At 62.5% G+C, this 19,772-nt stretch carries 21 protein-coding genes; 10 read left to right on the top strand and 11 right to left on the bottom strand.

Features of this window, described 5'->3' with window-relative positions; translation table 11 throughout:
- Both Q0094_RS03900 and rlmN read left to right on the top strand, forming a co-directional pair.
- The coding region (locus Q0094_RS03900) for an invasion associated locus B family protein (RefSeq protein ID WP_297615507.1) at positions 1 to 174 on the top strand (174 nt) is incomplete at its 5' end.
- A 93-nt stretch (positions 175 to 267) separates the two neighbouring features.
- On the top strand, positions 268 to 1,464 hold the full coding sequence (gene rlmN / locus Q0094_RS03905; protein ID WP_297615455.1) for a 23S rRNA (adenine(2503)-C(2))-methyltransferase RlmN: 1,197 nt from the start codon (positions 268 to 270) through the stop codon (positions 1,462 to 1,464).
- A 58-nt stretch (positions 1,465 to 1,522) separates the two neighbouring features.
- Here rlmN and Q0094_RS03910 read toward each other — a convergent pair whose 3' ends face one another.
- On the bottom strand, positions 1,523 to 1,705 hold the full coding sequence (locus Q0094_RS03910) for a hypothetical protein (RefSeq protein WP_297615457.1): 183 nt from the start codon (positions 1,703 to 1,705) through the stop codon (positions 1,523 to 1,525).
- Between the two features lie 513 nt (positions 1,706 to 2,218).
- On the opposite strand from Q0094_RS03910, the gene Q0094_RS03915 reads away from it, so the two are divergent.
- On the top strand, positions 2,219 to 2,779 hold the full coding sequence (locus tag Q0094_RS03915; RefSeq protein ID WP_366940213.1) for a CAP domain-containing protein: 561 nt from the start codon (positions 2,219 to 2,221) through the stop codon (positions 2,777 to 2,779).
- A gap of 6 nt (positions 2,780 to 2,785) precedes the next feature.
- Here the strand turns inward: Q0094_RS03915 and Q0094_RS03920 are convergent, their stop codons facing one another.
- Genes Q0094_RS03920 through mtgA form a run of 5 tightly spaced genes read right to left on the bottom strand, consistent with a single transcriptional unit; the run spans position 2,786 to position 6,638 of the window.
- Entirely contained in the window at positions 2,786 to 3,292 is a 507-nt protein-coding gene (locus Q0094_RS03920; protein ID WP_297615459.1) for a L,D-transpeptidase family protein, read from the bottom strand.
- Between the two features lie 58 nt (positions 3,293 to 3,350).
- The gene (locus Q0094_RS03925) at positions 3,351 to 4,220 is read right to left on the bottom strand and encodes an SDR family oxidoreductase (RefSeq protein ID WP_297615511.1); all 870 of its coding nucleotides are present in this window, start codon (positions 4,218 to 4,220) and stop codon (positions 3,351 to 3,353) included.
- On the bottom strand, positions 4,211 to 5,203 hold the full coding sequence (gene queG, locus Q0094_RS03930; protein WP_297615513.1) for a tRNA epoxyqueuosine(34) reductase QueG: 993 nt from the start codon (positions 5,201 to 5,203) through the stop codon (positions 4,211 to 4,213). Before queG ends, Q0094_RS03925 begins: the two co-directional genes overlap by 10 nt.
- Positions 5,204 to 5,238: 35 nt before the next feature.
- The gene (locus tag Q0094_RS03935; RefSeq protein WP_297615461.1) at positions 5,239 to 5,904 is read right to left on the bottom strand and encodes a glutathione S-transferase family protein; all 666 of its coding nucleotides are present in this window, start codon (positions 5,902 to 5,904) and stop codon (positions 5,239 to 5,241) included.
- A 56-nt stretch (positions 5,905 to 5,960) separates the two neighbouring features.
- The gene (mtgA, locus tag Q0094_RS03940) at positions 5,961 to 6,638 is read right to left on the bottom strand and encodes a monofunctional biosynthetic peptidoglycan transglycosylase (protein ID WP_297615515.1); all 678 of its coding nucleotides are present in this window, start codon (positions 6,636 to 6,638) and stop codon (positions 5,961 to 5,963) included.
- A gap of 258 nt (positions 6,639 to 6,896) precedes the next feature.
- Here mtgA and Q0094_RS03945 point away from each other — a divergent pair, with 258 nt between their 5' ends.
- A complete protein-coding gene (locus Q0094_RS03945; protein WP_297615463.1) occupies positions 6,897 to 7,727 on the top strand; it encodes a bifunctional 2-polyprenyl-6-hydroxyphenol methylase/3-demethylubiquinol 3-O-methyltransferase UbiG in 831 nt (276 codons plus the stop codon).
- A 66-nt stretch (positions 7,728 to 7,793) separates the two neighbouring features.
- Here the strand turns inward: Q0094_RS03945 and Q0094_RS03950 are convergent, their stop codons facing one another.
- The 3 genes from Q0094_RS03950 to Q0094_RS03960 are packed head-to-tail and all read right to left on the bottom strand — an operon-like array spanning position 7,794 to position 10,207.
- On the bottom strand, positions 7,794 to 8,735 hold the full coding sequence (locus Q0094_RS03950; RefSeq protein WP_297615465.1) for an OmpA family protein: 942 nt from the start codon (positions 8,733 to 8,735) through the stop codon (positions 7,794 to 7,796).
- A gap of 7 nt (positions 8,736 to 8,742) precedes the next feature.
- Positions 8,743 to 9,468: a GNAT family N-acetyltransferase gene (locus Q0094_RS03955; protein ID WP_297615466.1), complete on the bottom strand. Its 726-nt coding sequence runs from the start codon at positions 9,466 to 9,468 to the stop codon at positions 8,743 to 8,745.
- A 10-nt stretch (positions 9,469 to 9,478) separates the two neighbouring features.
- Entirely contained in the window at positions 9,479 to 10,207 is a 729-nt protein-coding gene (locus Q0094_RS03960; RefSeq protein WP_297615468.1) for a molybdopterin-binding protein, read from the bottom strand.
- 192 nt (positions 10,208 to 10,399) lie between these two features.
- On the opposite strand from Q0094_RS03960, the gene map reads away from it, so the two are divergent.
- The 3 genes from map to Q0094_RS03975 all read left to right on the top strand — a co-directional run bounded on the left by map (position 10,400) and on the right by Q0094_RS03975 (position 12,515).
- Positions 10,400 to 11,209: a type I methionyl aminopeptidase gene (map, locus tag Q0094_RS03965; RefSeq protein WP_297615470.1), complete on the top strand. Its 810-nt coding sequence runs from the start codon at positions 10,400 to 10,402 to the stop codon at positions 11,207 to 11,209.
- A 48-nt stretch (positions 11,210 to 11,257) separates the two neighbouring features.
- Positions 11,258 to 12,043 (top strand): DNA repair protein RadC, encoded by a 786-nt coding sequence (radC, locus tag Q0094_RS03970; protein WP_297615472.1) that lies wholly within the window; start codon positions 11,258 to 11,260, stop codon positions 12,041 to 12,043.
- Positions 12,044 to 12,323: 280 nt separating this feature from the next.
- On the top strand, positions 12,324 to 12,515 hold the full coding sequence (locus Q0094_RS03975; protein WP_297615474.1) for a hypothetical protein: 192 nt from the start codon (positions 12,324 to 12,326) through the stop codon (positions 12,513 to 12,515).
- Between the two features lie 400 nt (positions 12,516 to 12,915).
- On the opposite strand, the gene secA is transcribed toward Q0094_RS03975, so the two are convergent.
- Complete coding sequence (gene secA / locus Q0094_RS03980) at positions 12,916 to 15,624, bottom strand: preprotein translocase subunit SecA (protein WP_297615476.1); 2,709 nt, start codon at positions 15,622 to 15,624, stop codon at positions 12,916 to 12,918.
- 225 nt (positions 15,625 to 15,849) lie between these two features.
- Between secA and Q0094_RS03985 the strand changes: the two genes are divergently transcribed.
- Genes Q0094_RS03985 through mutT form a run of 3 tightly spaced genes read left to right on the top strand, consistent with a single transcriptional unit; the run spans position 15,850 to position 18,441 of the window.
- Positions 15,850 to 16,689 carry a peptidylprolyl isomerase gene (locus tag Q0094_RS03985; RefSeq protein WP_297615478.1) on the top strand — a complete coding sequence of 280 codons (840 nt, stop codon included), beginning with the start codon at positions 15,850 to 15,852 and terminating at the stop codon, positions 16,687 to 16,689.
- 25 nt (positions 16,690 to 16,714) lie between these two features.
- Entirely contained in the window at positions 16,715 to 18,046 is a 1,332-nt protein-coding gene (gene argJ / locus Q0094_RS03990) for a bifunctional glutamate N-acetyltransferase/amino-acid acetyltransferase ArgJ (RefSeq protein ID WP_297615480.1), read from the top strand.
- Positions 18,043 to 18,441 carry an 8-oxo-dGTP diphosphatase MutT gene (gene mutT, locus Q0094_RS03995; RefSeq protein WP_297615482.1) on the top strand — a complete coding sequence of 133 codons (399 nt, stop codon included), beginning with the start codon at positions 18,043 to 18,045 and terminating at the stop codon, positions 18,439 to 18,441. The genes argJ and mutT overlap by 4 nt, the downstream gene beginning before the upstream one ends.
- 254 nt (positions 18,442 to 18,695) lie before the next feature.
- Here mutT and hemH read toward each other — a convergent pair whose 3' ends face one another.
- A complete protein-coding gene (hemH, locus tag Q0094_RS04000; protein WP_297615517.1) occupies positions 18,696 to 19,766 on the bottom strand; it encodes a ferrochelatase in 1,071 nt (356 codons plus the stop codon).
- Positions 19,767 to 19,772 lie beyond the last annotated feature (6 nt).

Here is a 19,772-nt window from a genome sequence, read left to right on the forward strand (position 1 = left end):
ATGGCATGGGCCGCATCAGCACAAGAGGACCAGCAGATCGTCACTGCGATGAAACGCGGCGCGGATGCGGTTCTGACGGCGCGTTCGGCGCGTGGAACCCAGACCAAAGACACCTTCTCGTTGATCGGATTCACGGCCGCGGTCGAGGATGCCGATGCGCGTTGTTCGGGCTGATCGGGTTTTCAACGGGTCGGCTGGCCTGCCAAACCCCTTTGCAAGGGGCGCGCAAAGCCTGTATCTGGCGCGGGTCCACAAAGGAAGCTGCCCATGTCCGCCTCTGCGCCCATCACGCAGGATGTCCTGACCCTTCCGCGCAAGTTGCCTGATGGGCCGATCAATCTGATCGGCCTGACGCGCGATGCCATGCGCGATGCCCTGATTGCCACCGGCACGCCGGAAAAACAGGCGCGTATGCGCGTCAGCCAGATCTGGCAGTGGCTTTATGTCTGGGGCGCGCGCGATTTCGAAGCGATGACCAATCTGGCCAAGGGCTATCGCGCCGATCTGGCGCGCCATTTCGTGGTCGAGCTGCCCGAGGTGGTCCGCCGCGATATCTCGGCCGATGGAACGCGGAAATATCTGGTGCGCATCGCCGGCGGCCATGAGGTCGAGGTGGTCTATATCCCCGAAGAAGATCGCGGCACGCTGTGCATTTCCAGCCAGGTGGGTTGCACGCTGACCTGTTCGTTCTGTCACACCGGCACCCAAAAGCTGGTGCGCAATCTGACCGCCGGGGAAATCGTGGGTCAGGTGATGATGGCGCGCGACGATCTGGGCGAATGGCCCGAACCCGGCGAAGGCATGGGGGAACGCCCCCGGCTGATTTCCAACATCGTGCTGATGGGCATGGGTGAGCCGCTCTACAATTTTGACAATGTGCGCGACGCGATGAAGATCACCATGGATGGCGAGGGCATCGCGCTGTCACGGCGGCGCATCACGCTATCCACATCCGGCGTGGTGCCCGAGATCGCGCGCACCGCCGAGGAAATCGGCTGCATGCTGGCCATCAGCTTTCACGCGACCACCGATGCCGTGCGCGATCAGCTTGTGCCGATCAACAAGCGCTGGAATATCAAGACCTTGCTTGATGCCTTGCGGGCCTATCCAAAGGCCAGCAATTCCGAACGGATCACCTTTGAATATGTGATGCTCAAGGGCGTCAATGACAGCGACGATGATGCCCGCCGTCTGGTCAAGCTGATTGCGGGCATCCCCGCCAAGATCAACCTGATCCCGTTCAACGAATGGCCGGGCGCCCCCTATCAGCGGTCGGATTGGGACCAGATCGAGCGTTTTGCCGATATCGTCTACAAGGCGGGCTATGCCAGCCCGATCCGAACCCCGCGCGGCGAAGATATCATGGCTGCCTGTGGGCAGTTGAAATCGGCCACCGAACGCGCGCGCAAATCCCGGGCCCAGATCGCCGCCGATGCGGGGCTTGGTCACGGACGACCAGCCTGAAAAGAAAAAGGCGGCCCGAACCCGGACCGCCCTTTCCTAACTGTCGACTTGCGTCGAATCAGTCGTTGGCAGCAACTGCAGCTGCGATCAAGATGAGCGCCAGAAGCGGAACCAGAATGCCGCTAGCAGAAGAAGTCGTGTCTTCTACGACTTCGATAGGCGCGACGGTCGTTACAACGCCGCCAGCGAAAGCACCGGTGGCAACGAGCGAAAGAGCAGCAGCGAGAGCGAGTTTCTTCATCGTATCCTCCAAGATATGCCCTTTTCACGCGACATGCTGAAGGTTAGGGCATCCAAGACTGTACCTCGTGAGGGTGGTATACGCAGCAAAAACGCGCAAATGCAATCTGCGTAAACCCTTCTGGGCCATAGGATTGTCGGCATGTCGTCAAAATAGCAACACTGGTGCACCGAATCGTCTGGGCACCCATGATTGGTCTATGTGGCACGCCCACAGGCCCTGCTTCGGTCAAGGGCGCACGCTTTGATCCTGAGCCACTGGCCAGGACAGCAGGCAAGGAAAATCGTCAAAATTTGGGCGAAATATGTGTGTTCCTAACGCCTTGCTCGCGCCTTGTGAACAAGCCGCCGCAATCGGGGGGGCGCTGTCGCATCACGGGTTCGGCAAGGTTGTCGCGCTCTGGCCGCATCGCTGATGTGACGCATGCCGCCATCCAGCCGGTCGTTATTCGGCAGCTATGCGCCTGCTGTAAACGAATTCACAACAGTTTTGCTTTAAATCGTCCGACTTATGATGATGCGCAATTGGTTCAACATTGTTTCGGTCGTGGGTTTGGCGCTGGCCATGGCCGGCTGCGCGCCGCCCGCGCCGCACTTGGCGCTGGGCCCCGATGGGCGGCCCTTGCCGGTGCTCTATCGGATCGATCCCGCCCAACAGGCACGGATCGAGTTTCGCGTGCTGGACCGCGTGAATGCGCTCCGCGCCAGCGCGGGGGTGCGGCCCTTGGCGTTCAGCCCGCAATTGACCGCCGCCGCCGCGACCCATGCGCGCGACATGGCCGCGCAAGACAGCCCGTCGCATCACGGCACGGACGGATCCCTACCCACCGACCGGGCCCGCAGGGCGGGTTATCGCGGAACCGCCCTCGGTGAGGCAGTCGCAGAAACCTATGAGCCCGAGCTTGCGACCATCGCGACATGGATGGGCCGGGCCGACACCCGTGATGTGATCATCGACCCCCAAGCCCGCGATCTGGGCGTGGCGTTTCATCAAGACCCATCCGGCAAGATCTGGTGGACCCTTGTGGTCGGCGATGGCCAAATCCGTGGCGCCGATGATGGGCCGGCCCGCTGACCAAAGTCAGGCAAAGATGTCGATCACCGTGCGCATGCCGACCATCGCATAAATCTCGCGCATTTCGCGGTCGGTCACAGCGATGCAGCCCGCCGTCCAGTCATGCTTTCTGCGAAACGCGCGCGGGGTGCCGTGGATGAAGATGTCGCCACCGGGGCTGACACCACGGGCCGCCGCCTGTGCGCGGTCGGCCGCGTTGGGATAGCTGATGCCGACCGACAGATAAAAGGCGCTGTTGGGATTGCGCCAGTCGATGTAATAGCGCCCTTCGGGTGTGCGACCGTCGCCTTCTTGGGTCTTGTGGCCAACAGGGGCGAACCCAAGTTCGATGTGGTAGCCCTTCAAGACCTGATCATGGTGCAACAGATACATCCGCCGGGTGGATTTGTGCACCTCGATTCGGGTGACCTCGGGGCCGGAATAATCAACGAATTTCGGCTGTTCACATCCCGCCGCGACGCCCGCGCCAAGCAAGAGAAAAAGCGTTGACCGCCGTGAATGAAGGATGCCCATGTGCCTGCTCTTGTCGTTTTTTTGCCCTTCTAGATCAAATCGAAATCCCTGTTTAGTGCTATTTCTGACTCTCGCCCGCCAGGATCGCCGCAAGCCCGGCGCGGTAGTCGGGATAGCGCAGCCGCACCCCCAGATCCCGCTTGATGCGTTGGTTGTCGACGCGTTTCGACTCGGCATAAAAGCTGGCCGCCATCGGGCTTAGCTTGGCCTGATGAAAGGGAATGTCCGGCGGCTGTGGCACGCGCAAAAGCATGGCGGCATGCGCGATCACATCTTGCGGAGGGGCCGGGTCGTCATCGCAGACATTGTAGATCGCACCCGGATCGGGCCGGTTCATCGAGGCGATCAGAACCTGTGCGATATCGTCTACATGGATGCGGGAAAACACCTGACCGGGCTTGATGATCCTGTGGGCTGTCCCGTCGCGAAGCTTTTCGAATGGCGCCCGCCCCGGCCCATAGATGCCCGCCAGCCGAAAGATGTGCACCCGCAGGCCGTGGTCGCGGCCAAGCGCCATCCATGCCGCCTCGGCCGTCACCCGTGCCCGGCCCCGTTCGCCCGACGGGGCCAGCGGTGTGGTTTCATCCACCCAAGCCCCACCATGATCGCCATAGACCCCGGTGGTCGACAGATAGCCCACCCAATCGAGCCGCTTTGCATGCGCGGCAATGGCATCGCGGGCATGGGTCAGCACGGGGTCTGTGCCGTCTTCGGGTCCGGCCGTGATCAAGATGTGGCTGGCCCAGGCGATATCCTCAGCCATGTCGGTGCCGGGAAAGACGCGCGCGGTCAGCCCTTCTGCGGCCAGTTTTGCGGCCTTTTCGGGGCTTCGAGTGGTTACGCGCACGCAACCCTGCGCGGGCTGCATCTGGTCCAGCAAAAAGCGGGCGCTGTAGCCATAGCCAAAGATCAAGAGCTTCATTGCAATCTCTCCCAAGCCCAAGCCGCGGCATCTGCCACTGCCTCATCGGGGTCGGTCACAAGGGTTTGTGCCACGTCGGCCAGCCGTTTCTCGCCCGAATTGCCGATGGCATACAGCACATTGCGCACGAAACGGTCACGCCCGATGCGTTTGATCGGGCTGCCAGCGAATCTTTCACGAAAGCCCGCATCATCAAGGGTCACCAGATGCTCCAGTCTTGGGCTGATCAGATCGGGGCGGGCGCCATAGCGCAGCTCGGTCGCGGCGGTGGCGAACTTGTTCCATGGACAGATGGCCAGACAATCGTCGCAGCCATAGATGCGGTTGCCCAAGAGCGGGCGCAGGTCCGGGGCAACGGGGCCTGTGTGTTCGATCGTCAGATAGGAAATGCAGCGCCGCGCATCCAGTTGAAAGGGCGCAGGGAATGCCTTGGTCGGGCAGATATCCAGACAGGCGGTGCAGCTGCCGCAATGTTCGGCCTCGGGCGGATCGGGCGGCAGGTCGATGGTGGTAAAGATCGCGCCCAGAAAGAACCAGTTGCCCAGATCGCGCGCAAGCAGGTTGGTGTGCTTGCCCTGCCAGCCAAGGCCAGCGGCCTGTGCCAAGGGCTTTTCCATCACCGGCGCGGTATCGACGAACACCTTGATCGCGTGGCCCGGCGCCTGATCGAGCAGCCAGCGGCCCAGCCGCTTGAGGCGTTTTTTGACCAGATCGTGATAATCGCGGTTGCGGGCATAGACGCTGATCGTGGCCCGGTCATGGCGTTCAAGCGCTGCCAGCGGATCATCATCGGGTGTATAGACCTCGGCCAGCATGATGACCGATTTCGCCTCGGGCCACAGCGCCGCCGGATCGCCGCGCCACGGCATGCGCTCGGCCATCCAGCCCATCTGGCCGTGCCGCCCATCGGCCACGAATTCGGCCAGACGGTCTGCTGCCTGCGGGATCGCATCGGGGCGACAGATGCCCATCTTGGCGAACCCCGCCATGCGGGCCTCGGTCGACAGGGCGTGTTTGAGATCGCTCAAAAGTCGAGATTCGCGTAATGGGGCGGCTGGATGAAGCCGGGGATCTGATCGGCAAGGATCGACCGAAAGGCCGGGCGTGATTTCACCTTGGCATACCATTCCTTGACCACCTCGGAGCGGTTCCAATCCACGTCCGAAATATAGTCGAGACACGACAGATGCGCGGCGGCGGTAAAATCGGCCATCGTCATCGCATCACCCGCCAGCCAGCGGCGATGGTCCAAAAGCCACGCCATATAGTCGAGATGATACTTGATCTGCTGTGCGCCGGTCTTGACCGCTTTGCCATCGGGATAGCCCGCGCGCATGATCTTCTTGTTGACCCGCTCATAGACAAGGTTGGCTGTCACCTCATGGTGGAACTTGTCGTCAAACCAGCTGACCAGACGGCGCACCTCGGCGCGTGCCTTGGGCTCGGCGGGAAACAGCGGCGGCTCTGGGCGGGTTTCTTCCAGATACTCGCAGATTGCACTCGATTCGGTCAGGTGTATCCCGTCGATCTTCAGCACCGGCACCTTGCCTGCCGGGTTGCGACGCAGGAATTCGGTCGTGGGCTCCCAGTATCGTTCCTCGATCAGCTCCACCTCGATCCGCTTTTCGGCCAGCACCAGCCGCACCTTGCGGCAGAAAGGGGATAGGGCGAAATGATAGAGACGCGCCATGGATATGCTCGATCTGTCTTGGGTTGGCTCTCTATGGGGTAAAACCCCGGCGGATTTCAATTCGCAAAGCAGCCGTCACGCCCATCTGCGGCAATGGTGGCGGCGCCATCGGTGATGGCGTTCGCCCGACGATCAACAAAGCCCGAGGGCGCGGAAGGGTCGCGTTCGCGCGGATTGGGCAGGACGGCCGCCAAAAGCGCGGCCTGTCGCCCTGTCAGATCGGCGGCGGTCACACCGAAATGATGGCGCGCGGCCGCTTCGGCGCCAAAGACGCCTTCGCCAAATTCTGCCACGTTCAGATACACCTCCAGCACGCGCCGCTTGGACCAGACCAATTCCATCACCGGGGTGATCATCGCCTCGAGCGCTTTGCGCAGCCAGCTCCGGCCATGCCAGAGAAAGGTGTTCTTGACCGTCTGCTGGCTGATGGTCGAGGCACCCCGCGTGCCACCATCGGCGATGGCATCGCGGATCGCCACCATGTCAAAGCCCCAATGCAGGCAGAAATTCGCATCCTCTGCGGCGACCACGGCACGTTGCAGATGGATCGAAACATCCTCGATCGGGACCCAGTCATGGTCTACCCCGCCCAAGCGGCGGCTTTCGCCCAGGATATGCGCGGTGGTGGGCACAGGCACAAAGCCATAGGCCAACACCCATCCCAAGATCAGCACGATCACCGCCACGCCGCCCCGTAGCAGCCAGCGCCGCAACAGCCCGATCCCCCACCGCAGCCGCGAGGGGGGTGGCGCGGCCTTGCGCGCAGACCGGCGCGGGCGGTGCGGTGGGCTGGGGGGCTCCAGCACGCTCTGGCTGTCGGATTTGCGGGTCAACCCTGCCTCGGTCGGTTTGCGTTGGGGGTGCAGCTTAGCGCCGGACAGGCAGGAAAACCATGGCCCCCCTTTCGCGGGTGTTGCATGGGCGCGCCGGCCCGGCCCGGCGTATCGCCTCGGTGCTTGGCTGGGCGCGAAAGCTCGGCTATGGCAGATCTCATGAAACTCAAATTCGTCGAACTTGAAGCCGCCGCCCTGATGTCCGAGGTGATGTTCGGCCATGGCTTTGCCCATTACGGGTATTTCCCCAACGGCATTCCCCCCGTGCTGTCGGCCCAATCCCTTGGCGCGGCGCAGATGGCCTATTTCGAAAAGCTGGTCGAAGCGATCGGGACCGTTCCGGGTGGTGTCACGCGCATTCTTGATGTCGGGTCGGGCACGGGGGCCAATGCCCGGGTGCTGATCGAGCGCGGCTTTGATGTGGCCTGCGTGTCGCCCTCGCGGCAGATGAACGAGATGGCGCGCGCCAAGCTGCCTCAGGGCACGGTCGTCGTCGATGCCATGTTCGAGGATTTTGACCGCCCCGAACGCCATGATCTGTGCCTGTTTGCCGAAAGCTTTCACTACATCGATCTTGAGGCCGCATTGGCCAAGACGGCGCTGCTGGCCGACAAGGGTGTCGTGATCTTTGATTATTTCCGGCGCCAGGGCTTTGCCCATGGGGATGGCACGCGCGGCACCCATGCCGCCTTTGTTGCGGCGGTGGCCCGGCAGGGCGTGTTTGACATCGTGTCGGATGAGGACATGACAGCGGCAATCACGCCCACCTTCGTGATCCATGAATACCTCAAGAACGACAAGGTGGCGCCCTTTGTGCGGCGGTTCCGGGCCGAATTGAAACGCGCCTATCCGTGGCGTGCCTTTGTGATGGAAAAGCTTTTGGGCCGCACGCTCGACAAGCTGGGGCGGCGCACGGGGCGGGCCGCATCCTTTGCCCAAGAACATGAGTATCGGCTTGTCGTTTTGGCGCGGCGTGGCGCGAAACCCTGAACGATCCCCGCCTGTTTGCTGGGGAATCGGCCTGACGATATCCGCGGGATGCGGGTTTTGCCGGCTTCAATTCGGCAACAGCACCACTTCGACACGGCGGTTCACCTCGCGGCCATCGGGCGTGCTGTTGGTGGCGCGGGGTACAAGATACCCCACGCCTGCCGCTGTCACCTGTTCGGCGACGGTTCCGTGATCGGTGACAAGGGCGCGGCGCACAGCCTCGGCGCGGGCTTGGCTCAGGGCTGCGTTGGCAGTTTGTGATCCGGATGCATCGGTGTGCCCGACAAGCGCCACGCGGCGCCCCTGGTCTTCGGCAAGCCACGCGGCCAGCGCCACAAGGCTTTGATACCGATTGCCCGACAGCGCCGAGGCGCCACTGCCAAAGGTCAGGTCGTCCATCACGGCCCGGCCATCGCTCAGCAACCGGGTGATCAGATCACCGGCGCTGGCCGGGTCCGTCGTGTCCATGGTGGGCATAAGGGGCGCCGTATTCGCGGTGTGCGCCCCGATCCGGGCGATGTGGACATAGCCCGCCTGTCCGCCTTGCGAGAGGGTGATCGCCACATCCTGGGGTCCGTCGGCGGTTTGCAACCGCGCGGTCAGATAATGAAAGGCGCCCAGATCGACATGCATTTCGGGGGCCTCGGCGATGGGCAGCGCAAAGCGGAAATCAAAGCCGCCGCAATCCCGGTCGGTGCAGGAAAACCCCATCTCATAGCCCTGCGCCCGCAACTGGTCGCGCATCAGCGGCACCAGCCGGGCCGTATCGCGGTCTTCGCCTGACAGGCGCCAGATGTCTTCGGTCAGGGTGCCATCGACCAAGCGGTTGGGCACATCGCGCCCGTCAAACACCCCGGTCGCGATGCGAAATCCCGACACCGGTTCGGTGCGGCTCAAGACCCGTTCCGCACCCAAGGGCCACGCCAGTTCCAGCGCCGCAGCAGGCAGCGCACAGGCAAGGGCCAGAAAGGCCAGACAAAAACGCGGCACGCGGCCGAAATGCATCATTGGCCCGTCATGCGGTCAAGGATCGATAGTGATACTGTCCCACAGAGGTGAAACCGAGGGAAGCGTAAAGCCCGCGTGCGGGCTGGTTTTCGCCGGTCACCAGCACGCTCAGCGTCTGCGCGCCGTGCCCCAGCGCCCAATCGGCGGCGGCGCGCATCATCAAAAGCGCCAGCCCCCGCCGCCGCGACATCGGCAAAACCTCAAGGGCGTGCAACATGGCGACGCCGTCATGCACGGCCACAAAGGCGCAGCCCGCGGGGCGATCTTGCGATCGGCCCAGAAAGGACATCTTTGGGTCGATGGCGCGATCCATCACGGCAAGCCTGTCGGGACCGATCCCGCCGGCGGCCCAGATTTCGGTCTGGATCGCCAGGGGGGGCCAGATGGAAAAACAGCTGACCGGTGGCGGCGGGGCAGCGATCCGGGCACAGGGGATCGTCAGCGCCAGCGTCGCGTCGCGCGGGCCAAAGCCACGGGCGGCCAGCCGCGCGTCAAGCGCTGTCTGATGATCCAGCACCATGAACAGCCCCGGCTGGCCCATCTGGTCAAGACCGGCCAGCGCGGCATCGATCTGGGCCTCGGTGGCATCGGTGTCATTGGGGTTGGCCAGCCTTGCGGCGCTGACCCTTTGGCCACCGCCCGCGCCCTCGGGCAAGGCAAAGGGCCCGGCGATGCGTGTCGACACGGCGGGCCATGTCGCGGCGATCACCGGGGCCAGATCGACAAGACGCATCCGGCCGCCCTCACCCCTCGGCGGGGAACAGATGCGACAAGGCACCCATCACCCGGTCGATGGCGGCCCCATCCTGGCTTCGGACCACGATATTGGTGCCATGCACGCCGTTCTGGTGGAACGGGTAGGAACCGATGCTGACCTCGGGGTGATCGGCGGCCAACTGTCCCAGACCGGCGGCGATATCGCCCTCGCCCCGCATCAGCCGCAGCGATTGCGACAGCATGGGTGGCCCCCCCGTCAGGCCGGGCAGCACACTGGCCACCATCGCCTCGAAGATCGTGGGCACGCCGGCCATGACATGCACATTGCCGATGCTGAACCCCGGGGCCGTCGAAATCGGGTTGTCGATCAGCCGCGCCCCATCGGGAATGCGTGCCATGCGCAGCCGGGCCGCGTTCAATTCCATGCCCCGCGCGTCATAATGCGCCTGAAGAAGGGCGCGGGCATCAGCCCGGATGTCGATCGCCGCCCCCATCGCATCGGCCACGGCATCGGCGGTGATGTCGTCATGTGTGGGACCGATCCCACCGGATGTGAAAACATGTGTATAGGCCGACGACAGCGCCTGAACCGCGGCCTTGATGCGGTCATGTTCATCGGCGACAACGCGCGCCTCCATCAGGCGGATGCCGTGATCGGTCAGCGCGCGGGCCAGAAAATTCGTGTTGCTGTCGCGGGTGCGCCCCGACAGGATTTCGTCTCCGATCACCAGCATCGCGGCGGTGGGGGTGTGCATGGGCGCCTCGCGTGTTTGTCTGTTGGATCGGTATAGGCCCGGGCGCCCGCGCTTTCCAAGCCCCGACCTTTGTGCGCCCAAAAGCCGCCACCCTGTGGACGCCTGTTGCACAGCCGTGTAACGGGCGAGTTGCTGGAAATAGTCACACACTGCGATTAGGTTAGACGCGCAGTAGGCTGGAGGGGCCGGGGTTTGGACGATTTCAAGGGACGCCTGACAAAGGACGGCATCCGCATACATGACGCCAGCGATTTCGCCGGCATGCACCGCGCCGGTCAGGTTGCGGCCGGCATTCTGGATGCCATGGCGCCGCTGGTCTTTCCGGGCCAGACGACCGAAGCGATCGATGCCGTCATTCAACGCATGGTCGAAGACGCAGGCGCCACTTCGGCCACCATCGGCTATCGCGGCTATCAGCACGCAAGCTGCATCAGCGTGAACCATGTGGTCTGTCACGGTATTCCGGGGCCCAAGACGATCAAGGATGGCGATATCCTCAACATCGATGTGACGGTGATCGTTGATGGCTGGTTCGGCGATAGCAGCCGGATGTATGTGGCTGGCCAACTGGGCCGCAAGGCCGCGCGCCTGATCGAGGTTACCCATGATGCGCTGTTCAAGGGGATCGAGGCGGTGCGCCCCGGCAACCGTTTTGGCGACATCGGCCACGCCATCCAAAGCCATGTCGAAGCCGCCCGCATGTCGGTGGTGCGCGATTTCTGCGGTCATGGGCTGGGTCAGGTGTTTCATGCCCCGCCCAATGTGCTGCACTACGGCCGCCCCGGAACCGGCCCTGTGCTGGAGGAAGGCATGTTTTTCACCATCGAGCCGATGGTCAATCTGGGCCGTCCCGAAACCAAGGTTCTGGCCGATGACTGGACAGCCGTGACGCGCGACAAATCGCTTTCGGCGCAATTCGAACATTCCATCGGCGTGACAGCGACAGGCTACGAGATTTTCACCTTGTCGCCCGGGGGAAAATTCCACCCGACCTGGGGCTGACGCGGCGGCAGTAACCCATCGTTAACCATTTTTTCGCAAGCTGGCGGCATGTCCGATCAGCCCGCCTTTTCCTTTGACGAAGCCTCGCCCCGGTTCATGGCGGGGGCTGCCGTGCGCAAGCGGGTCGTGGGGCCCGTGGCGGGCGGCCCGTCCAAGGGCGCCGAGGCGCATCGCCACGCGCATCGCGACCGGTTGCGCGCACGCTTCACGCAAGGCGGGGCCGATGCGGTGCCCGATTACGAATTGCTGGAAATGGTTCTCTATCGCGCCCTGCCGCGCGGCGATACCAAGCCCTTGGCCAAGCGGCTGTTGCAGCGGTTCGGCGATCTCAATCACGTCATGGCGGCCCCCCCCGCCCGCCTGAAGGAGGTGGAGGGCGTTGGCGACCGTGTGGTGTTCGAGCTGAAGCTGATGGAGGCGGTGGGCCACCGCATGGCGCGCGCGCAGGTGATCGGCAAGCCGATCCTTGCGTCATGGGATGCGCTGCTGCGCTATTGTCAGACAGCCATGGCGCATCGGGATCTGGAACAGTTTCGCGTGCTTTATCTGGACCGCAAGAATGTGCTGATCGCCGATGAGGCACAGGCCGATGGCACGGTTGATCATGTGCCGGTCTACCCGCGCGAGGTGGTCAAGCGTGCGCTGGAATTGAACGCCTCGGCCTTGATCCTCGTGCACAACCACCCCTCGGGCGACCCTTCGCCCAGTCAGGCGGATATCGAGATGACCTATGCGATCCGTGATGCCGCACAGGTGCTGGGGCTGGTGATCCATGACCATCTGATCATCGGCAAGGCGCGTGAATTGAGTTTCCGAAGCGAAGGATATCTGTGAGCCACGCGTTTCGGTCTGGCCGACCCGCGCTTTGCCGATGATCCTGGCCTTTTTTGGGACCCGGCTTGACCCCATCGCCTTTCAGAACGCGTCACGATCGCGGCGCCCGACGCGGTGTTCATGCCGAACCCAGCCAAGGGCCGCATGCTCCAGATCCATCTTTGCAAGGCGGGATAGATTGCCAGGCCTGTCAGCCTGTTATCTTGCCTGATATCCGAAAAAACGGTGCATGAATGGTAGAAGGATTTTTTCAATGGGCTTCAAACGAAACACCTTGGGCATGGCCGTGATCGGCGCCCTCAAGACGTTCGCGTCGTCCGCTGACGCAAATACCAAACGCTGCGATTTCACAAGCTGGAGCGGCAGCCCGCAGCTTGATATTTCACAGTCCTGGGTCGGGCTGGGGTTTGAAGTCGACGAAAGCGCAAGCCGCCTGAGGGTCTTTCGCCCCGTGGCACGACGGATTGGGTGATGGTGACCTCACGCCAGACGCCCCGGTTCACGACCTTCGTCACAAACAGTCAGGATCGTTCGGCTTCGGGACAGAACATAAACAACCGATACGGGTTTCGCGTGTATGCGGATGGCCGTTGTGAAACCTTGATGGATAATGGCGTCTATGTGCCAATCGTCGGGCGGGGTAATCTGAAGTAAGGCTCTGCTGCAAAAGCTTGGACCGAGCCGGTCGTCACGCTGTTCCATGCCGCGGCGGCTTTGCGCATCGCATGACCGGGACTTTTCCCAAGACCTTGGTCCATGCTTGGCTACCGCCCCTGCGCGCGCGGTTCCTGCCGCGCGAAGGGGTCTATGGGCGTCACAGCGTTTGATGCTTTTGCCGTGACCCTGCTTTCCCAAGGGTTTGGCAGGATTGTTCAGGCCAGCCGCCCATGGCAGTGCTTGAACTTTTTGCCCGATCCACAGGGGCAGGGGTCGTTGCGGGCCGGGTTGCCCCAGGTGCCTCGGTCGCTTTCGACAAAGCCGTCGCGCGCGGGGCCTGCGGGGGGCGTCGCATCGGGGCTGGCCATGGCGCTTTCAAGCTGGCGTTGGGTGGCCTGTTGCTGGGCCTGAAGCTGGCGGATGAGTTGCTCTTGCTGTTCGGGCGTCAGGGGCTGGATGCGCGCAAGCTTGCCTGTCACATCCACACGCAGGCCGTCGAGCATCGATTCGAACAGCTGAAAGCCTTCGGTCTTGTATTCGTTCAGCGGGTCGCGCTGGGCGTAGCCACGAAAGCCCACGACTGAGCGCAGATGTTCAAGTGTCAGCAGATGGTCGCGCCATTTGGCGTCGATGGTCTGGAGCAGCACCTGCTTTTCGATCGCGCGCATCTGTACGGGGCCAAAGGCCACGGCCTTGGACGCCATGTATTCATCGGCGGCCGTTTCCAGCCGCGCGCGGATCACATCCTGATCGACGCCGTCTTCGGCGGCCCAATCGGTCAAGGGCACCGCGATGCCCAGCGTTTCGCGCAGCGCGCGGTCCATCGCGTCGATGTCCCACTGATCGGCGTAGGATTTGGGCGGCATGTGGGTATCCACCAGATCCTCGATCACCTGATGGCGCATGTCACGGGCCACCTCGGCGATGTCGTCGGCGCCCATCACCTCGCGGCGCTGGTCAAAGATGACCTTGCGCTGATCGTTCATCACATCATCGAATTTCAGCAATTGCTTGCGGATGTCGAAGTTGCGGCCTTCGACCTTGGCTTGTGCGCGTTCAAGCGATTTGTTGACCCAAGGGTGAACGATCGCCTCGCCCTCTTTCATGCCCAGCGTCGACAGCATCTTGTCGAGCTTTTCGGACCCGAATATGCGCATCAGGTCATCGTCCAGAGACAGAAAGAACGACGACCGCCCCGGATCGCCCTGACGGCCCGAGCGGCCGCGCAACTGGTTGTCGATCCGGCGCGATTCATGGCGTTCCGTGGCCAGAACATAAAGACCGCCCGCGGCCTTGACCTTTTCCTCGTCGCCCTTGTGTTCGTCTTCGATCCGGGCACGGATCGCGGCGTGATCGCCCGTCGGGTCGGCGGCGATGGCTTGCATGATCTTGAATTCGACATTGCCGCCCAGCTTGATGTCGGTGCCGCGGCCCGCCATGTTGGTGGCGATGGTGATGGCGCCCAGCTTGCCCGCATCGGCGACGATCTGCGCCTCTTGCTCATGCTGGCGGGCGTTCAGGATGTTGTGGGGCAGCCCGGCGTTTTCCAGCAACTTGCCCAGCATTTCCGATTTCTCGATCGAGGTCGTTCCGACAAGAACCGGCTGGCCCTTGCCCTGCGCCTCGCGGATGGCATCGACGATGGCCTCGTATTTCTCGCGCGCGGTGCGATAGACCGCGTCATCATCATCGATGCGCGCGACCGGCAGGTTGGTCGGAATCTCGACCACGCCCAGCCCATAGATGGCCATGAATTCCTCGGCCTCGGTGGCGGCGGTGCCGGTCATGCCCGACAGCTTGTCATAGAGACGAAAATAGTTCTGAAAGGTGACGCTGGCCAGGGTGACGTTTTCGGGCTGAATCTGACAGCCCTCCTTGGCCTCGATCGCCTGATGCAGCCCGTCCGACAGGCGCCGGCCCGGCATCATGCGGCCGGTGAATTCATCGACCAACACCACTTCGCCCGAACGGACGATGTATTGCTGATCCTTGTGGAACAGCTTGTGGGCGCGCAGCGCATTGGTCAGGTGATGCACGATCGTGGTGCTTTCGGGATCATACAGGCTTTGCCCCTCGGGCAAGAGGCCGATCTGATGCAGATGATCCTCAAGAAAATCATTGCCCGCGTCGCTGAAGGTGGCGCTGCGCTGTTTTTCGTCGAGGGTGAAGTGATCCTCCTGCACCTGCGGGATGATCTTGTCGATCGACAGATACAGATCCGAGCGGTCTTGCGTCGGGCCTGAAATGATCAGCGGCGTGCGCGCCTCGTCGATCAGGATGCTGTCGACCTCGTCCACGATGGCGAAATTATGGCCGCGCTGGGCCATATCCTCAAGGCTGGCGCGCATGTTGTCGCGCAGGTAGTCAAACCCAAGCTCGTTGTTGGTGGCATAGGTGATGTCGGCACCATAGGCCGTGCGCTTTTCGCCGTCAGGCTGGCGCGGATAGACCACGCCCGTGCTCAGCCCCAGCGCGGCATAGACCTTGCCCATCCAGTCGGCGTCGCGGCGCGCCAGATAGTCGTTGACGGTGACGATATGCACCCCCTTGCCGGTCAGCGCGTTCAGATAGGCCGGAAAGGTGGCGACCAGTGTCTTGCCTTCGCCGGTCTTCATTTCGGCGATGTTGCCCTGATGCAGGAAAATGCCACCGATCAGCTGCACATCATGCGCGCGCAGACCAAGCGCGCGGCGCGCGGCCTCGCGGCAATTGGCGAAGGCTTCGGGCAAAAGCGCATCAAGGCTTTCGCCGCCCAGTGCCCGCATGCGCAGATCGTCGGTTTTGGCGATGATCTCGCTGTCGGTCTTGGCGCGATAATCGGCCTCCAGCGCGTTGATCCGGGCCACCAGCGGGCGGACCGCCTTGACCTTGCGGTCGTTCGACGACCCAAAGACCATTTTCGCCAGCGAACCCAATCCGAGCATTTGACGCGCCTTTTTGTGCCATGGCCTCGTGCGCGGGCTGTCGCGCAGGCCGGAAAAACTCATATGATCGTTTGGAGCATCCGGGTTGTTCGGCCCACTGCGCCAGTCTATCTACAGCGCCAACAGGTCGCGGCCCCGATCCAATTCGTCAAGCGACATAAGGGCCCGTCACATAGGTGTCAACGCGGGTGGACCAGCCTGCGACAAAGCAAAGGAACCCGTTTCATGAAGAAATTCATTGCCAGTGTCGCTCTGTCGGCGCTTTTTGCCCTGCCGGTATCGGCACAAGACAGCGTCAGCGCCGACACGGTGCTTGCCACGGTCAATGGCACCGAGATCACTTTGGGCCATGTCATCAGCATGGTGCGCCTGCTGCCGGCCGAATATCAGGGGCTGCCGGACAATGTGTTGTTCGACGGGCTTCTGGAACAGCTGGTGCAGCAGCAAGTGCTGGCTTCGGTGGCCGAGGGCGAACTGGGCCGCACCGAACAGCTTGGGCTGGAAAATGAGCGCCGCGCCTTTTTGGCCGCGACCTATGTGGACCGGATCGGCAGCGCCCCAGTTTCCGACGAAGAGCTGCAAGCGGAATTCGACGCGCAGTTCGCCAGCGCTGGACCGGTCAAGGAATACAATGCCAGCCATATTCTTGTGGAAACACAAGCCGATGCCGATGCGGTGATTGCCGCTTTGGCCGAGGGCGCCGATTTCGCACAAGTGGCGCAAGAACGCTCGATCGGGCCGTCAGGGCCAAATGGCGGTGATCTGGGCTGGTTCACCGCCGGGATGATGGTGCCAAGCTTCGAAGAAGCGGTGTTTGCCCTTGACCTTGGCGAGGTGTCGTCGCCCGTGGAAACCCAGTTCGGCTGGCATGTGATTGTGTTGAACGACGCCCGCGAACAAGTGCCGCCGACGTTAGATGATGTCCGGGCCGAGCTGGAAGAAGGTCTTCGCCGCGCGCGTGTCGAGGCCATGCTGCAAGATCTGACCGCGGCCGCAACGATCGCGCGCCCCGAGATTCAGATTGACCCGTCCGTAATCCGTGATTTGGATCTTCTGGCAGAGTAACGGCGCACATCAGGGGACGATGGCGATGGCGAAAGTCGACAAGAACAAAAAGGGCAAGTCAAAGGACAAGCCCGAAAAGAAGGTCAAACCGGCCAAGCCCGCCGGAAAAGCGCCGCTCAAGGTATCGCCCTTGGCGCCGGCATCCTTTCCCGATCTGCCGGTCATCGCGGGCGTGCGCTATGCCGCCGGCGAGGCCGGGGTGCGGTATGCCAACCGCACCGATGTGATGCTGGTCGAAATTGCCGCCGGATCGGCGGTGGCGGGGGTTTTTACCCGTTCGGCCACCCGTTCCGCGGCGGTGCTGGATTGTCAGGCCAAGCTCGCCGCGCTGGGGCCCGCGCCGAAAAAGGGCTTTGGCATCGTGGTGAATTCCGGCAATGCCAACACATTCACCGGCCAGCGCGGTGCCAGTGATGTGGCGCTGATTTCCGACGCGGCGGCCAAGGCGCTGAAGATTCCGGCGGCGCATGTCTTTACCTGTTCGACGGGTGTGATCGGCGAACCGCTTCCGGCGGAAAAGATCACCGATATCCTGCCGGTGCTGGCCGATGGGCTGGATGCAGGCAAATCCGCCATTGCGGCCCGCGCGATCATGACGACCGACACCTTTCCCAAAGGTGCCACGACCGAGGTGATGATCGGCGCGACCCCTGTGCGGATCGCGGGTTTCGCCAAGGGTTCGGGCATGATCGCGCCCGACATGGCGACGATGCTGGGCTACGTCTTTACCGATGCGGCCATCACGCAAGACGCGCTTCAGGCGATGCTGTCGGTGGCCACCAGGCACAGCTTCAACGCGGTGACGGTCGACAGCGACACCTCTACCTCGGATGCGGTCTTGGTCGCGGCCACAGGCAAGGCCGGTAACGCGCCCATCACCAGCAGGCGTGGCGCGGCGGCGCGCGCCTTTGCGGGCGCATTCGAGGCGGTGCTGAAAGATCTGGCGCTGCAGATCGTGCGCGACGGCGAGGGGGCCACCAAGCTGGTCGAGGTGTGCGTGACCGGTGCGAAATCGGCCCGCGATGCAACCCGTGTCGCGCGGTCCATTGCCAATTCGCCCTTGGTCAAGACCGCCATCGCGGGCCAGGATCCCAATTGGGGCCGCATCGTGATGGCAGTCGGCAAATCCGGGGCCTTGGCGGATCGCGATCTTCTGACCATCCGCTTTGGCGAGCATCTGGTGGCCGAAAAGGGCTGGCGTGCCGAAAGCTATTCCGAAGAAGCCGTGGCGGCCTACATGAAGGGTCAGGAATTGCTGATCGCGGTCGATCTGGGGCTTGGGCGCGGCAGGGACACGGTTTGGACCTGTGACCTGACGCATGCCTATATCGACATCAACGCGGATTACCGTTCGTGAAAACGATACTGGTTGCGGCCGTCGCGCTGATCGATCGCGACGGCCGGGTCCTTTTGGCACAACGACCGGCTGGCAAATCCATGGCGGGGCTTTGGGAATTTCCCGGCGGCAAGGTAGAGGTGGGCGAAACACCCGAAGCGGCGCTGATCCGGGAATTGCAAGAAGAGCTTGGGATCGACACCTGGGCATCTTGTCTGGCGCCGCTGACCTTTGCCAGCCACAGCTATGCGGAGTTCCATCTGTTGATGCCGCTCTTTGCCTGTCGCAAATGGCAGGGCATCCCCCAAGGCAAGGAGGGACAGGCGCTGGCCTGGGCGCGCGCGGGTGAGTTGCGCGACTATCCGATGCCGCCCGCCGACATCCCGCTCATCCCGATCCTGCGCGACTGGCTGTGACGGCCCGAAAGATTGCTGCGGAACAAACTTAAGATAATGAATTCAAGGGGAAATCATTCTCGATTGCGGTTATTGTGAGACCATCGACCATTCGCTGGGGGGCGTAGGCTGTGCTGGTCACAATCGTTCTTGGAAGCTGTGTCTTTATTCAGGGCACATTTGAACAGCGTCTCGAAAATGGTATGGTCACGGTTCGTGTGGGCGACCGGCTGTTCACCGGACGCCCCGCAAATGCCGCCACGCTAGCCTGAGCGTCAGTCCATCCAGCCCTTCAAATTCTGTTCGACGACGCCTGCCAGCGCATCGATATGCGCGGCATCATCATTGAGGCAGGGAATATAGGTGAATTGCTCACCGCCTGCATGCTCAAAGCTTTCCTTGATCTCTTCGTTGATCTCTTCAAGCGTTTCGATGCAATCGGCCGAAAACGCGGGAGCGATGACCGCGATGCGTTTCTTGCCCTGCTCGGCCAGCCGCGCCACTTCCTCGACCGTGTAGGGCTTGAGCCATTCCTCGGGGCCGAACCGGCTTTGAAAAGTGGTCACGATCTCGGTCTTGTCCCAGCCCAGCCGCTCGCGCAGCAGGCGCGTGGTTTTCTGGCACTGGCAATGATAGGGGTCGCCCTCCATCAGGTAGCGCTTGGGCACGCCGTGATAGCTGCACACCAGCACATCAGGGCGGTTCTCAAGACCGGCATAGGCGCGCTCGACCGATTGGGCGAGGGCCTCGATATAGCGGGTATCTTCGTAATAGGGTTCGACCGTCCGCACGAGGGGTTGCCATTTGATGTTTTCCAGGCTGCGGAAAAACTGATCGCAGGCGGTGGCCGATGTCGCCCCCGCATATTGCGGATAAAGCGGGAAAAACAGGATCTTGGTGCAGCCTTGAGCCACCAGCGCATCGACCTTGGATTTGGTCGAGGGGTTGCCATAGCGCATGCAGAAATCGACCACGACCCGGTCGCCATAGCGCGCCGCCATCCGGTCTGCCATCAGCGCGGTCTGCGCCTTGGTGATGGTCATCAGCGGGCTTTCGTTCAGCTCTTCGTTCCAGATCGACTTGTAGTTGGCGCCCGACGAAAACGGCCGCTTGGTCAGGATGATGAGCTGCAAAAGCGGCTGCCAGATCCAGGGGCTGTAATCGATCACCCGGCGATCCGACAGAAATTCGTTCAGATAGCGGCGCATCGGCCAATAGCTGTAGTGATCGGGCGTGCCGAGATTGGCCAGCAAGATGCCAACCTTGCCAAAGCTCACCCGCGGGTGATCGGCGGGGGCATGGGGCAGATCGTTGGCGGGTTTGGCGGCTTGTGTCTGGGACATCATGTTCAT

The sequence above is a fragment of the uncultured Roseicyclus sp. genome (genome assembly GCF_937892565.1).
In the GTDB taxonomy this organism is placed as follows: Bacteria; Pseudomonadota; Alphaproteobacteria; order Rhodobacterales; family Rhodobacteraceae; genus Roseicyclus.